Source organism: Opitutaceae bacterium TAV5 (assembly GCA_000242935.3).
Classification (GTDB): domain Bacteria; phylum Verrucomicrobiota; class Verrucomicrobiia; order Opitutales; family Opitutaceae; genus Geminisphaera.
Genome location: CP007053.1, coordinates 1,005,678 through 1,021,115 on the forward strand (window position 1 = coordinate 1,005,678; position 15,438 = coordinate 1,021,115).

The window sequence follows — 15,438 nt, forward strand, 5'->3', positions numbered from 1 at the left end:
CGTCATTTGGTGCCGATGACACTGTCGCGCCAGACGAGGTGGGTGCGGTGACAGTTGGAGGTCGTGGTACCCGGAGGCATCAGGAAACGCACGCGGGCCATGCCCAATTCGTCAAAATCCTCCGGCTTGAGTGTCACCGAACGGGTGCCGTCGGCCAACACCACGCCCGCCACGATGACCTCGAGACGAACCGTGTGTTCGGGACGCATGGGGCTGAGAATCACCATCGTTTCCACCTCGCGGGTGCCGTCGGGCAGGGTATCGATCAGGTGCGTGTAGGTATCGACGGTGGCGTGGACAGCGGAACCGGGCGCCTCGGCGGCAGCCAGGACCGGGCCATCCTGGCCAGCCCGGGCAATGACGTGGTGCATGACATTGTCGTCCGCCTGCCAGGCGATCTGCGTGCTGCTGCCCGGGACGGATACGAGACCGAGCCGGGGATCGGCCTCGAGTATCACGCCGGATGGCAGCGCCGGCCGGTTCATGATCCGCTCGCGCAGAATGAGACCGGGCATCGGCGGCAGCTCCGCCGAGTAAACCTGCACGGTCGTCGTCGCTTGCTGCGGGCCGCCCTGCGTTCCGGTCACGGTACCGGTGAGCAGGAATGTGCCGGAGTCCGGGAAGGTCAGCTCGGCGAGATTGCCGTCGGGTTCGAGGGTCACGGGGACGCCTCCCCGGACAAGAGAGACAGTCTGCCCCGGTTCCGTATCCGTTGCAGCCACCGAGACCAGGAGGCTGGAACCGGCCCGCAGGTGCAGCGTGCCGCCGTCCATCACGTTGTGCGGAGCCCGGCGAGCGATGAAACGCCGGGAAACCGCGCCGTTCTCGCCCGACCAGGAAACGGAAACATCAGCTCCCCTCGGCAACGGCAACGAGGCAAACCAGCGATAGCCCGCTCCCGGAGAAACAGTCACAGATTCCTCATTGGCCAGCAGCCCGGCAAGGCGAGGCCAGCGAGCGCGTCCTTCCAGAGGAAACGGAGACACCGCCGAAGTCACGATTCCGGATTCGCCGGGATCGACATGGATGCCGTTGTAAAGGTGCAGGCGACGATCGATCCAGTCGGCAACACCGTTGCCATCCTCATCCGCACCGCCGATGGCATGCAGTGACACGGAATTTACCCGCAGTCTCGGCTCGGGCTGCGACCCGTCCCAGAACACATGGATCGAGTGAACGCCCTTTTTCAGCCAAGGGGTGAACCAGAATCCGGATACCGCCTTCCCGTCCGGCAGCGCCGTCACCGTTCGTGTGCCGGCATACTGGCCATCAATGAAGAGCTTGAGCCGGAACAAGGACGGGCTCTCCTTGCCGGCCACAGACTCCTGTGCAGAGATTTCGAACAGGAACAGGCCATCGGCCGGTGTTGCCAGAGCCCAGGAGAGGCCGCCGCGCCGTTCCTGCGCAATCGCAGTGCGGCCGGCCGTATCCATTGTCCACGGACCACTGCGGGCGTATGCCTCCACACCGGTGGCCCGGGATGCGACATAAAGAGATGCCCCGGCCTGGACCAGATCTTCCAAGGCCGGCTCCCGCGCCGACGTCGTGGCCAAGGTGGCAGGGTCGGCCAGCCCATCCCATTCGTTCATCCACCTGACGGAATCGAAAGTCGTGAGCCCGGCATCGGAGGGCATGCCGTCCGGCGCGGTGTCCCGGTTCACCGCTCCGACCGTAAACCCGAGGACACCGGGCGATGCCGTCGAGGAACCCCAGGCCACGTAACCGACCACGACATCGTCTTCAGTGAAGGTGACCGGGCAATCCGCCACCTTGCGCATCTCGCCCGCCTTGGTCCGGGCAAAAAGGGAGACCACCGCCCCAGTGCGCCGCACGGCAAAATGCGTGTAGTCGAGCGACGTTCCTCCGGCTGTCGTAATGCTTGCCACCCGCCCGGCCTTGACCACCCGATAGCGGATGAGCCATCCGGAGGAACGGTTACGGGTGATCGCCACGTAAGGCGCATCTTTCTCGAGCGAGGCGCGGACCATGATGCCGCCTTCCAGATCGGTGCGGGTGGTGTCGGCAAAATGCACTGCGCCATCGCACGAAAAGTTGCCCGTGACAGGCTGGTACAGGATGCCGCCCGCGTCGGATTTGCCGCTGAAGGTGCCCGCATTGGTCCAGAGGAACACGCGACCTTCGGACTGCGCCACATACTGGAACGCCTTGCCGCCAATGCTGCCTGACTGCCAGGGGGGCGGCGCGCCGAGCGTCACCGCCGAGTCCGCATCGAGCGGGTCGGTGCCGAACTCCAGCTCGGCGTAGTCGGAGACACCGTCGCCATCCGTATCCACTTTTCCGGGATGCAGCCCGAGGCGGTATTCCTCAAAATTGGATAAACCGTCTCCATCCCTGTCTCCATGGGTTCCGTTAACCCCGCTTCCGCTGGTGACGCTGAGACCATGCGCGATCTCCCAGGCATCGGACAGGCCATCCTCGTCCTGATCGTCCGCAAAGCGCGGGAAGGCCTCGAGGTATTCGCTCGTAATGACCGCGCGTGCGGTCGTGTCCGGAATCTGCCAGGCCACCGAAACGTGATCCGAACCGGTGCCCTGTTTTTGCAGGATTTCGACAAAGTAGCGCTGACCGGCCTGCAGGGTGATGACGGCCGACTGCTGCGAGGCCCGTGTGGTCCATACGCGGTAGCCGGTGCTGCCCTGGTTGAGCGCGATGCGACGACGGGCAAACGGTGTCTCGTCCGTGGACAGCCACAGTTCGCATTCGTCGTCGCCGGCAATCCAGAACGTGTAGTCGCCCGTCACCGGCGGCAGCAGCCAGGCGCGGATACGGGTGCCGTAGTTGGTGCCCCGGGTCGGGGTGTTCGGCAGTTCCAGTTTGTCGATCAGCGTGCGCAGGTCGGGCGAATCGACAAACCGGCTGTCGACGGTCAGCAGATTGACGGTGCTGCCGGTGATGCCGTTCCACTGCGCCAGGTGCGCGTAGCCGGGAAGCGCGCCGTCCGCCACCTGCGGATCGAGCCCGTATTGGTACTCGACAAGGTTATAAAAACCGTCGCCGTCGGTGTCGGTCAGGGCGTCCTTCGGATCGAGCGGGTTGAGGCCGTGAATCACTTCCCAGCCGTCGGGCATGCCGTCGCCGTCGGTATCGGCGTTGAAAGGATCGGTGCCGAGCAGGCGTTCTTCCTCGTTGGTCAGGTCGTCGCCGTCGAAGTCGAGGCCGGCCGGTTCGGTGTTGCTGACCACGATATCGTCGAAGCGGGCTTCGTGCGGAGTCTCGCGGTCGCTTCCCTCCTGCATCATCCGGATGCGCGCGATCGTCGTCAGGCCGGTGTCGCGGAATCCGATGTCACGCGCCACCAGGCGGCCGTTGACCGCCAGCAGCCAGCGGTGCTCGCGGTAGTCGAGATACAGTGTGTAGTCGTTCCACTCGCCGGCAGCGGTCACGAGATTTTTTACATCGTGCTCCACCCACTTGCCGGTGGCCGCATCGTAGATCGACATAAAACCCTCGCGGGAGTAGCCGAAGAGGCTGGAAACTTTTCCGGTGATCGACGCCGGATCAGGCAGGCGACCGACTTCGAGTCTGGCGCGGAAGGAAAGCCAGACGCGGTCAATACCGCCGGCCCCGATCACGTGTTCGAGCGTGGCGGGTGTGTCCGCATCAGGAGCGTGCAGGACGGCTTCGCCGTTGGACACAGACGCGTTACCGGTCGCCTGCCAGCCAAGCTGGCCGTCGAGCGGACCCGTTTCGTAACCTTCGGCGGTGGAGAACTGCGTGCGCCAGGCCCAGGTGCCGTTGCCCTCGTCCACCAGTTTCGCGATCATCCCCTCTGCTGTAAGCGGGTCGAGCCCGAGGGCGATTTCCATGTTGTCGCGGATGCCGTCGCCGTCGGTGTCGGGATTGTCCGGATCGGTGCCGAGGGCGCGTTCCTGCGCGTTGGTCAGGCCGTCGCCGTCGTTGTCCAGGCCGGCCGGTTCATCGGCTACGGTTGCGCCAATTGTCACCCGGAAGTCGTCGAGCGCGGCGGGATTCGCAGGGCGTTCGCTATGTTGCACGGCAAAGCCGGAGAAGAAGGGAACCGGACGGGCGAAGCCGAGGTTTTGCCCGTAGCGGACGCCGTCGAGCCAGAGCGACCAGCGTTGCGTCCCGTAGTCGAGCTGCAATGTGATCCGGTGCCAGTCGCCCGGGGTGGCAGCCACGAGGCCGTGCCAGACGCCGCCGCCGGCTCCGTTGCCGTCGAGCGCCATCAGGTAACCTTCCTCGGAGACATAAAAGACCGCGGCCACATCGGCGGGGATGGCGGGGGCCTCGCGGCGCGGAGCGGCCTGGAGCCGGAAGTCGAGCCACACGGATTGGTCGTTGTTCCCGGATGCGGGGTCGGGAGCGAAGCTGCGTTCCACGCGAATGCCCGAACCAGTCAGGCTCAGGTAGTGGCTGCCGCCATCGGCCAGCGGCGTCGGGGCGGACAGAACCTCGACCGCGGCGTTTTCTCCGGTGGCGGTCACCTGCCACAGCCGGGTGCCGTCGGCAAAGGTGCCGGGCGCGTCGGCTTCAAAACTGTCGGCAAACGGGACCGTGCCGAGCGGATGTGTTTCGGCCGTCTTCGGATCGGTGCCGCGGGCCACCTCACGGCCATCATACACGCCGTCGTTGTCGGTGTCGGCTTTCGTCGGATCGGTGCCGAGCAGGTATTCCTGCAGGTTGCTCAGGCCATCGCGGTCCGGATCGAGGTCGCGCTGGTTGATCGCGGTGCTCAGTCCGTGGGCGATCAGCCAGGAGTCGGGAATGCCGTCGCCCGAGGCGTCGGCGTAGAGCGGGTTGTCGCCGCCCACGTAAAAATAGTCGAGAAACGCAGCGGTTTCCTCGTCACCGCGCAGGGAGAACTGCGAAAAGCCGGTCTGCGTGTTGTCGGGGAAGGCGAGGTTCGGCAGCACAAGCTGCCCGTCGACGAACAGGTCCCAGCGTTTTAACGGGTAGTCGAGACGGTAGGACACGCGCAGCCAGTTGGCCGAACGGTTGCTGTCGTCGGTGGCCAGCGGCACGCGGTGGCCGGTGGCGATCCATTCCCCACCACCCTCGCCGTCGCCGTTGACGACGTAGATTTCTCCGGAGGTTTCCACCGTCACGAAGCCGGTCGCCGCGGCGCGTTTGAGGTTTTTCAGCTTCGGCAGCGCCTCGACCGGCGAAAACACCGGACGGGTGTAGAAGTCGATCCAGGTGACCGGGTACTGCCCGGGGTTTTCCGGCGTAAAATCAAGCCAGCCCTTGCCGAGCAGCGACAGCGCCTGCTCGCCGGAAAATCCGCCCGTGACAATCTCCGCCGACAGCGGCGCGGCAAACGTCCAGGGATGCTCGCCTCCCTCGCCGGACAGTGGCCCGGCCGTGTAGCCGCCCGCCGTCTCAAAGTCATCGATGAACGGCACCGTGGCCGCTGTTACCGAAACGGCGAGACCGAGTGCGGCCAGAATGGATGTGACAAGTCCGGTTGCCCGGGGCAACCTGCTGCGAATTCCCGTCTTCTTCATCGTCGGGTCTCCTTCGCAGTTCAGGATTTCTGATCGGGCTTGGCGGTCTCCGTTGCGCTGGCGGCTTCCCGGTGGCGTTTCCGGATCATGAAAATGGACGTGATAACAACCCAAGTTCCTATTGATGAGACCATAACGACTGTGCCACGAGCCGGTTCGTCGGCCATGAGAGTTGAAGGAAGCAGATACGCCGACAGCACGGCGTAGAGGGCAAAGTTTCGCATGAGAGCAGGAGTTGAGGCTGACGATTGTAAGGGAAAACCAGCTACGGAGGATTCGCAGATGGCTGACTGAACAAAAAACCAGATATTGGCGTGGCTCATGTGTCGTCAATCCGAATTGTAAACTTCATACAAATTCCATTTGTTTGCGTTATCAGATATCAGGCGAAAGCAGCAAAAAAGCCGCAGTCTTTCGACTGCGGCTTTGTAATTGAGGGGCGGATACCTGTTGCCTCAGCCGGCCTGCGCGGGGGCGGGCTCGGCGGCGGCCGGGATCGGCGACGCGGTCTCCGGTGCCACCGGTTCGGGCTCGGGAAGGTCGGCGCCGAAGGGCAGACTGATCTTCACGCGCTTGTAGGCCGGGAGGCCCGTGCCCGCGGGGATCAGGTGACCCATGATGACGTTTTCCTTGAAACCCTTCAGGAGGTCGATCTTGCCCAGCGTCGAGGCGTCGGTGAGGACGCGCGTCGTCTCCTGGAAGGAGGCCGCGGAGATGAACGACTCGGTCTCGAGCGAGGCCTTGGTGATGCCGAGGAGGATCGGCTCGGCCTCGGCCGGCTTGCCACCGGCTTCCTCGATGCGGCGGTTGTCCGCAAGGAAGGAGGCGCGATCGACCTGCTCGCCCCAGAAGTATTCGCTGTCGCCCGGATCGGTGATCCGGACCTTGCGCAGCATCTGGCGGATGATGATCTCGATGTGCTTGTCGTTGATCGTCACACCCTGCAGGCGGTAAACCTCCTGCACCTGGCCGATGAGGAACTCGTAGAGCGCGGACGGGCCGAGAATCTCGAGGATTTCGTGCGGATCGGCGGCGCCTTCGGTGAGGTGCTGGCCCTTGTGGACCACGTCGCCGGGCTGCACGATGATGTGCTTGCCGGCGGGGATGAGGTGCTCCTCTTCCTGCGCGGTTTCCTCGTTGCGGACGACGAGCTTGCGCTTGCCGCGCAGCGTGCCTTCGAACGACACGATGCCTTCGATGCGGGCCATCTCGGCGGCGTCCTTCGGGCGACGGGCTTCGAAAAGCTCGGCGACGCGGGGGAGACCACCGGTGATGTCCTTGGTCTTGGAGGCCTGGCGGGGCGTCTTCGCGAGGAGGGCGCCGGGGGCGATGATGTCGCCCTCGTTGACCACGATCTGCGCGCCGACGGGAATCGAGTAGGCGGCCAGCGGCTTGCCGGCTTCGTCACGGATTTCGACCTGCGGGTTGAGGTCTTCCTTGTGCTCGATGACCACAGTCGCAATGCGGCCGGAGGCTTCGTCGAGTTCGTTCTTCACGGTGACGCCGCGGATCATGTCCTTGAAGGCGAGCGTGCCGCCCTTTTCGGAGAGAACCGGAATGTTGTACGGGTCCCATTGCGAGAGGACGTCGCCCTTGTTGATCTTCGCGCCGTCGGCCACGTGGAGGAAGGAACCGACCACGATGTTGTGCACTTCCTGCTCGTCGCCGTCGTCGCCGATCACGCTGATCGTGCCGGTCTTGTTGAGGACGATGCTGGCGCCTTCGGCGGTGTGCACGAGGCGGAGGCCGCGGTACTTCACGGTGCCGCTCGAGCGGACGCGAATCTCGGGGGTCTTGAAACCGCCGGAGGCGACGCCGCCGATGTGGAAGGTACGCATGGTGAGCTGCGTGCCGGGTTCGCCGATCGACTGCGCGGCGATGATGCCGACGGAGTCGCCCTGCTTGGCCACAAAGTTGGTCGCCGGGTTGATGCCGTAGCTCTTGGCGTCGATGCCGTGTTTGCTGATCGAGGTCAGCGGCGACATGATCTTCACGCGCTCGATGCCGGCATCGACGATCTTCGCCGCAATTTCCTCGGTGATGAGGCCGCCGGCTCCGATGAGGAGCTCGGTGGGGTTGAGCGGGTTGTAGACGTCGTCGGACGAGCAGCGGCCGATGATGCGCTCGGCGAGGCCGACGATTTCGTCGTCACCCTCGTAGATCGCCTTCTTCCAGATGCCGTCGCGGCTGCCGGTGTCTTCCTCGGCGATGACCACATCCATGGCCACGTCGCAAAGCTTGCGCGTGAGGTAGCCGGCGTCGGCCGTCTTGAGGGCCGTATCCGCCAGACCCTTACGGGCGCCGTGCGTGGAGATGAAGTATTCGAGAACGGTGAGACCTTCGCGGAAGGACGAGAGGATGGGACGCTCGATGATTTCGCCGGAGGGCTTGGCCATGAGTCCGCGGGTGCCGCAGAGCTGGCGGACCTGCTGCTTGTTACCGCGGGCGCCGGAATCCATCATGATGTAAACCGGATTCTGTTCGTCGCGGCCGTCGTTGTTCTCGAGCTTGGCGAACACGGCCTTGGCGATGCGGTCGGTGGAGCTGGTCCACAAGTCGATGACCTTGTTCTTCCGCTCGCCTTCGGTGATGATGCCCTTGTTGAACTGGGCCTCGACCTCGGCGATCTTCTTGCGCGTGTCGGCGACGATGTCCTTCTTTTCCTCGGGGATGATCATGTCACCCGTTCCGATCGAGATGCCGGCCTGGAACGCGGTCTGGAAACCGAGCTCCTTGAGCTTGTCGAGCGTCTCGACGGTGGCGTAGTGACCGGCGCTCTTGTAGGTGTTGAGGATGAGATCGCCGAGCTTGCCCTTGGGAACAGGGAAGTTCACGAAACCGACCGAGGAGGGCCAGATCTGGTTGAAGATCACGCGGCCGACGGTGGTGCGGAGGACTTTTTTCTCGCTGTTGCCGTACACGGTTTCGCGTCCGTGATCCGGGTTGGGAACGTCCACCCAGTCGTGCACCTTGAGGGCGCCGTCGGCCTTGGCGAAGAGGACTTCGCGGAGGCCGGAGAGGAGCGGGACGTGAACGCCGGCAGCGGGCTTCTTGCGAGGCTCGATCGTCAGGTAGTACGCGCCGAGAACGATGTCCTGCGAGGGCGTGAGGATGGGCTTGCCGGAGGAGGGCGAGAAGATGTTGTTCGTCGCCATCATCAGCATCTTGCACTCCATGACCGCCTCGAGCGAGAGGGGCACGTGGACGGCCATCTGGTCGCCGTCGAAGTCGGCGTTGTAGGCCGTGCAGACGAGCGGGTGGACGCGGATGGCCTCGCCTTCGATCAGGACGGGCTCGAAGGCCTGGATCGAGAGGCGGTGGAGCGTCGGCGCGCGGTTGAGCAGCACCGGGTGGCCCTTGGTGACTTCCTCGAGGATGTCCCACACTTCGGGGGATTTTTTTTCGATCATCTTGCGCGCGCCGCGGACGGTGTGCACGAAGCCGAGTTCCTTGAGGCGGCGGATGATGAAGGGCTCGAAGAGAACGAGCGCCATCTTCTTCGGGAGTCCGCACTGGCTGAGCTTGAGCTCGGGGCCGATGACGATGACGGAGCGGCCGGAGTAATCGACGCGCTTGCCGAGAAGGTTTTGCCGGAAGCGGCCCTGCTTGCCCTTGAGCATGTCGGAGAGCGACTTGAGCGGGCGGTTGCCGGCGCCGGTGACAGGGCGGCCGTGGCGACCGTTGTCGAAGAGGGCGTCGACGGCCTCCTGGAGCATGCGCTTTTCGTTATGGATGATAACGTCGGGCGTCTTGAGCTGCATCAGGTTCCGCAGGCGGTTGTTGCGGTTGATGACGCGGCGGTAGAGGTCGTTGAGGTCGGAGGTGGCGAAGCGGCCGCCTTCGAGCGGGACGAGCGGGCGCAGGTCCGGCGGGATGACGGGGAGCACTTCGAGCACCATCCACTCGGGACGGGACTGCGACTGGATGAAGCCCTGGATGACCTTGAGGCGCTTGGAGAGCTTTTTCTTGATCTGCTTGGACTTGGTGGCGCGCATCTGCTCCTGGAGTTCCAGGACGGTGGCTTCCATGTCCATGCCGACGAGGCACTCGCGGACGGCTTCGGCACCCATCTTGGCGACGAAGGAGTCGTCACCGTATTCGTCGAGGGCCTGGCGGTACTCGGTGTCGGTGAGGAGCTGCTTGGGCTCGAGCGGAGTCTTGCCCGGATCGGTGACCATGTAGTTCTCGTAGTAGATGACGCGCTCGAGGGAGCGGGCCGTCATGTCGAGGAGCAGGCCGAGGCGGCTGGGCATCGACTTGAGGAACCAGATGTGGGAAACGGGAACGGCGAGCTCGATGTGGCCCATGCGTTCGCGGCGGACGCGGGCGATGGTGACCTCGACGCCGCAACGGTCGCAGACGACGTCCTTGTACTTGATGCGCTTGTACTTTCCGCAGGCGCACTCGTAGTCGCGCACGGGGCCGAAAATCTTCTGGCAGAAGAGGCCTCCCGGCTCGGGCTTGAAGGTGCGGTAGTTGATCGTCTCGGGGTTTTTCACCTCGCCGCGCGACCAGGCGCGGATCGTCTCGGGAGAGGCGACGGTGATCGAAACGCAGTCAAACGGGTTCTCCTCGGAGCCCATGGCGGAGCGGGCTTCCTCGCGGGCGATGCCGCCGGCAGTTTCGTTGGGTTGGATGCTCATGTGGTTTCTAAATTAAGAATTATGAATTAATAATTAAGAATTAAGGATCAGAAATCAGGGATTACCGGATGGAGGGGACGCCCCTCGGTAATTTTTAATTTTTAATTCTTAATTCTTAATTGTTTTTAGCCGTTGGCGGCGAGCGTCGCGCTGAGCGCGTCGCGTTTGTTGAGCTTGATGTCGAGACCCAGGGACTGGATTTCCTTGATGAGAACATTGAACGACTCGGGCGTGCCGGCGCTGAGGGTGTTGTCGCCCTTGACCAGCGATTCGTAGATCTTGGTGCGGCCTTGCACGTCGTCGGACTTGACGGTGAGGAGCTCCTGCAGCGTGTGCGCGGCGCCGTAGGCTTCGAGCGCCCACACTTCCATTTCGCCGAAACGCTGGCCGCCGTACTGGGCCTTGCCGCCGAGCGGCTGCTGCGTGACGAGCGAGTAGGGACCGACGGCGCGGGCGTGGATCTTGTGCGAGACAAGATGGTTGAGCTTCATCATGTAGATGTAGCCGACCACCACCTCCTGATCGATCTTCTCGCCGGTGCGTCCGTCGTAGAGCACGCTCTTGCCGGAAACCGGAAGGCCGGCCTCCTTGAGGTATTCGCGGATTTTTTTCTCCGGAATGCCGTCGAACACGGGCGTGGCGACCTTGATGCCGAGTTTGGAACAGGCCCAGCCGAGGTGCGTCTCGAGCACCTGGCCGACGTTCATGCGGGAAGGAACGCCGAGCGGGTTGAGGCAGATCTCGATGGGCGTGCCGTCCGGGAGGAAGGGCATGTCGGCCTCGGGCACGATCTTGGCGACGACGCCCTTGTTGCCGTGGCGGCCGGCCATCTTGTCGCCGACTTCGAGCTTCTGTTTCGTGGCGATGTAAACCTTCACCTGCTTGATCGCGCCGTTGCCGTTGTCTTCGCCGGACTCGACGCTGGAGATCTTGCGCTCGCGGTCGGTCTCGAGTTCGTCGAACTTCGACTGGAACGAGCCGATGATCTCCATGATCTTGATACGGACCGGAGACGGGTCGATCTCGACGTGCTTGGAGACGGCGGCGAGCTTGCGCAGGAGGGTCTTGGTGATCTTGCGGTTGGCCGGAATGATGATTTCGCCGGTGGCGCCGTTGACGACATCGAGCGGGATCTTCTCGCCGAGGAGGATGTTGGAGAGGGACTCGGTGAGGGTCTCACGGAGTTTGTCCATCTGCGTCTTGTACTCTTCCTGGATCTGCTTGGTCTGGCGACGGCGATCGGAGGGCGAGAGTTTTTCCTGCTGGTTGTCGATGCGGGAAGACACCTTCACATCCATGACGATGCCGCTCTCGCCCGAGGGGACGATGAGCGAGGTGTCCTTCACGTCGGCGGCCTTTTCACCGAAGATGGCGCGGAGGAGTTTTTCTTCCGGAGCGAGTTCGGTTTCGGACTTGGGCGTGATCTTGCCGACGAGGATGTCGCCGGGCTTGACCTCGGCGCCGACGCGGATGACGCCATTGTGATCGAGGTTTTTCAGCGCCTCTTCACCGACGTTCGGAATGTCGCGGGTGATTTCCTCGGGCCCGAGCTTGGTGTCACGCGCGGTGACCTCGAACTCGTGGATGTGGATCGAGGTGAAGATGTCCTCTTTCAGCACCTTTTCGGAGATGAGGATGGCGTCTTCGAAGTTGTAGCCGTTCCACGGCATGAAGCCGACGAGGACGTTGCGGCCGAGGGCCATCTCGCCGCTGTCGGTCGAGGGACCGTCGGCGATAATGTCGCCGATCCTGATCTTCTGGCCCTTTTTGACGATGGGCTTCTGGTTGAAGCAGGTGCTCGCGTTGGAGCGCATGTATTTGCGGAGCTCGTACACGCGGACGCCGTTTTTCGGGTCGGACTTCGGGTTGCGGTCGAAGTTTTTCGGGAGTTCGCCGTCGGGCGTGGTGACGATGCGCCGGGCATCGACGAGCGCCACGACGCCAGCCTCCTCGGCGACCTGCACGATCTTGGAGTCGCGGGCGACGCGCTCCTCGATGCCGGTGCCGACGTAGGGGGCCTGCGTGCGCAGGAGCGGCACGCCCTGGCGTTGCATGTTGGCGCCCATGAGCGCGCGGTTGGCGTCGTCGTGCTCGAGGAAGGGAATCATGCCGGCGGCGATCGAGATGACCTGCTTGGGCGAGACGTCCATGTAGTGGACTTCCTCGGCGGAGACTTCGAGGAATTCGCCGTCCTGGCGGACGGTGACCTTGCCGACGAAGTGGCCCTTGTCGTCGATCTCGGCGTTGGCCTGGGCGATGATCTTGGCTTCTTCCTGGTTGGCGGTGAGGTACTCGATCTTGTCGGTGACGCGGCCGTCCTTGACGATCCGGTACGGCGTCTCGATGAAGCCGAACTGGTTGACGCGGGCGTAGGTCGAGAGCGAGTTGATCAGACCGATGTTGGGACCTTCGGGCGTCTCGATCGGGCAGATACGGCCGTAGTGCGACGGGTGGACGTCGCGGACCTCGAAGCCGGCGCGTTCGCGGTTGAGACCGCCAGGCCCGAGCGCGGAGAGGCGGCGCTTGTGCGTGACCTCGGCGAGCGGGTTGATCTGGTCCATGAACTGCGACAGCTGCGAACGGGCGAAGAAGTCGCGGATGACGGTGGTGAGTGCCTTCGGGTTGATCAGCTTGTTGGGCGTGATCGAATCGACGCTCTGGTCGTACATCGTCATGCGCTCGCGGACGAGGCGCTCGGTGCGGGCGAGGCCCTTGCGGCACTCGTTGGCGAGGAGTTCGCCGACGGTGCGGACGCGGCGGGAGCCGAGGTGATCGATGTCGTCCACGACGCCTTCGCCGCCGCGGAGGCGGACGAGGTACTTGGTCGAGAGGATGACGTCCTCGCTGTTGATGATGCGCTCCTCGAGAGGCGTATCGATATTGAGCTTCTGGTTGATCTTGTAGCGGCCGACGGCGCCGAGGTCGTAGCGCTTGGGATCGAAGAAGAGACGCTTGAGGAGGGCCTTGGCGTTGGCCGTGGTGGGCGGCTCGCCGGGGCGGAGGCGCTTGTAGATTTCCTTGAGCGCTTCCTCTTCGTTGCGGGTCGGGTCCTTCTTGAGGGCGCGGACGATGGCGCCTTCGTCGACAGCGGTGTCGATGACGCGGACGGACGTGACGTCGTGTTTCTCGAAGGAGCGGACGATCTGCTTGGTGAGCGGCTCGAGCGCGCGGGCCAGGACCACGCCCTGGTGGGCGTCGATGACGTCCTCGACGAAGGCGAGCGTGGAGACGTTCTCCATGTCGAGGAGCTTGGCGACCTTGATGTCCTGAACGTTGTAGAACAGCTCGAGGATCTTCGTGTTGTCGGAATAACCGAGCGCCCGGAAGAGGGTCGTGATGAGAAACTTGCGGCGACGGCGACGGCGGTCGAGATAGACGTAGAGCAGGTCGTTGATGTCGAACTGCACCTCGAGCCAGGTGCCGCGATCGGGAATGATGCGGAAGGCGAAGAGCTCCTTGCCGTTGGTGTGGCGGTCCTTCTCGAAGCAGAGGCCGGGCGAGCGGTGGAGCTGCGAGACGACGACGCGCTCGGCGCCGTTGATGATGAAGGAGCCGCGCTCGGTGACCATGGGGATTTCGCCCATGTAGATTTCCTCGTCCTTGATGAAGTCTTCCTCGCGGAGGCGGAGCTTCACGTAGAGCGGGACCGAGTAGGTAATGCCCTCGCGGATACACTCGATCTCGGAGGCCTTGGGCTCGCCGAGGGTGTAGCTGACGTATTCGAGGTTGAGGCGGCCGTCGTAGGATTCGATCGGGAAGACCTCGCGGAACACAGCCTCGAGCCCCTGGGGCTTGCGTTGCTTGTCGGGCACGCCCTTTTGCAGGAAGTCGAGGTAGGACGTGATCTGGATCTCGATGAGGTTGGGCGGCTGGAGGACTTCGCGGAGCTTGCCGAAGTTGAGACGCTCGGAGTGATTGCGGTCGGCCATGTGTGTTCCCGGTTGGATGAAAAATGAAAAAGGTCGAAACAGACGGTGCGGGCGCTTGGGCTGGCGGCGGGCGGGCGGCGTGTCGTCGGGCGCGGGTGCGTGGAGGACGGGTCAGGCCGTGGCGGCTGCCGCGAGCGGGAGGCGCGCGGTGATGGAAACGGCGTCGCCGGCAGGGGCCGGTGGCGCGGAAAAACTAACCTGAAAAGAACAGTGAAAAGAAAAGGCAAAGGACAGGCCGCGCAAAACACGGCCTGTCCCGGGAGAACTGGAAGAGTGAGAGTGGCGGAAGACCAAGTGCGCGTGAGCGTTACTTGAGTTCGACTTTGGCGCCAGCGGCCTCGAGCTTCTTCTTGATTTCCTCGGCGTCGGCCTTGGAAGCGCCTTCCTTGACGGGCTTCGGAGCGCCTTCGACGAGGTCTTTGGCTTCCTTGAGGCCCAGGCCGGTGATGGCGCGGACTTCCTTGATGACGCCGATCTTGTTGGCGCCGGCAGCGGCGAGGATGACGTCGAACTCGGTCTTCTCCTCGGCAGGCGCGGCGGCGGCGGCGGGAGCGGCAGCGACGACGGCAGCGGCGGCGGAAACGCCCCACTTGGCTTCGAGGTCCTTGACGAGGGCGGCGAGTTCGAGAACAGGCTGGGCGGACAGCCACTCGATGACTTGGTCTTTGGTGATGTTGCTCATGGTAATCTCCTGTCTTCGGCTAGCGGCGGCAAGAAGGCCGCGCGTTTAAGAGACGTATCTCCTAGCTTTCCGACGGTTGGATGTTGGGCTGACCGCGCCGCGAACGGCGCGGAAAGGTGGATGGAAGTGAATGGATTGAAGTTGGTAGTATAGTGGCAAAACGCGGCCCGGGCAAATCAGGCGGCGGCAGGCGCGTCGGCGGCGGGAGCGGCATCGCCACCGTCCTTCTTGACCTTCGCGTCGAGCAGGCGGACGAAAGAGGCCGCATTGCTCGTGAGGAGGCTGAGGAACTGGGCGCGCAGCGCATCGAACGGAGGCAGGTCCGCGATGGCGTTGAGGTCTTTGGCGGAGATGAGTTTTTTCTCCATCACGCCGATCTTGATCTCCAGCTTCTGCTTGGTTTCGAAGAACTTCTTCAAAACCTTGGCGACGCCGGCGACGTTCTCGCCGCCGACGACGACGGCGGTCGGGCCGGTGAGGGCCTCGTCGACATCCGGCAGGCCGAGGGCCTTGGCGGCGACGCGCAGGGAGCTGTTCTTGACGACGTGGAACTCGGCCTTCTCGGCCTTGAGGCTGGCGCGGAGTTCGGCCACGTCGGAGACGGTCACCTGGTTAAAATTGGCCAGAATGACGTAGTCGGACTTCTTGAGGTGGGTTTCGACCTCGGCGATGACGTATTTTTTTTCGGCTCTCATTGG

7 protein-coding genes are annotated in these 15,438 nt (G+C 63.6%); all 7 read right to left on the bottom strand.

Translation table 11 applies throughout. The features are described 5' to 3' along the window. Positions 1-2: 2 nt before the first annotated feature. Complete coding sequence (locus tag OPIT5_04875; GenBank protein AHF89661.1) at positions 3-5,486, bottom strand: beta-glucosidase; 5,484 nt, start codon at positions 5,484-5,486, stop codon at positions 3-5. Between the two features lie 20 nt (positions 5,487-5,506). Further along, a complete protein-coding gene (locus OPIT5_04880) occupies positions 5,507-5,710 on the bottom strand; it encodes a hypothetical protein (protein AHF89662.1) in 204 nt (67 codons plus the stop codon). 231 nt (positions 5,711-5,941) lie between these two features. After that, positions 5,942-10,129, bottom strand: coding sequence for a DNA-directed RNA polymerase subunit beta' (locus tag OPIT5_04885; protein AHF89663.1), 4,188 nt, complete (start codon positions 10,127-10,129; stop codon positions 5,942-5,944). Positions 10,130-10,254: 125 nt separating this feature from the next. Next, a complete protein-coding gene (locus tag OPIT5_04890; protein AHF89664.1) occupies positions 10,255-14,058 on the bottom strand; it encodes a DNA-directed RNA polymerase subunit beta in 3,804 nt (1,267 codons plus the stop codon). A gap of 111 nt (positions 14,059-14,169) precedes the next feature. Further along, positions 14,170-14,301 (bottom strand): hypothetical protein, encoded by a 132-nt coding sequence (locus tag OPIT5_04895; GenBank protein ID AHF94091.1) that lies wholly within the window; start codon positions 14,299-14,301, stop codon positions 14,170-14,172. Between the two features lie 64 nt (positions 14,302-14,365). Beyond that, on the bottom strand, positions 14,366-14,740 hold the full coding sequence (locus OPIT5_04900) for a 50S ribosomal protein L7 (protein AHF89665.1): 375 nt from the start codon (positions 14,738-14,740) through the stop codon (positions 14,366-14,368). Between the two features lie 176 nt (positions 14,741-14,916). Continuing rightward, on the bottom strand, positions 14,917-15,435 hold the full coding sequence (locus OPIT5_04905) for a 50S ribosomal protein L10 (protein AHF89666.1): 519 nt from the start codon (positions 15,433-15,435) through the stop codon (positions 14,917-14,919). Positions 15,436-15,438: the final 3 nt, after the last annotated feature.

Bases quoted from the DNA above. Each gene is read 5' to 3' on its own strand.
- OPIT5_04875 (AHF89661.1), bottom strand. From the start codon at position 5,486: ATGAAGAAGACGGGAATTCGCAGCAGGTTGCCCCGGGCAACCGGACTT.
- OPIT5_04880 (AHF89662.1), bottom strand. From the start codon at position 5,710: ATGCGAAACTTTGCCCTCTACGCCGTGCTGTCGGCGTATCTGCTTCCT.
- OPIT5_04885 (AHF89663.1), bottom strand. From the start codon at position 10,129: ATGAGCATCCAACCCAACGAAACTGCCGGCGGCATCGCCCGCGAGGAA.
- OPIT5_04890 (AHF89664.1), bottom strand. From the start codon at position 14,058: ATGGCCGACCGCAATCACTCCGAGCGTCTCAACTTCGGCAAGCTCCGC.
- OPIT5_04900 (AHF89665.1), bottom strand. From the start codon at position 14,740: ATGAGCAACATCACCAAAGACCAAGTCATCGAGTGGCTGTCCGCCCAG.
- OPIT5_04905 (AHF89666.1), bottom strand. From the start codon at position 15,435: ATGAGAGCCGAAAAAAAATACGTCATCGCCGAGGTCGAAACCCACCTC.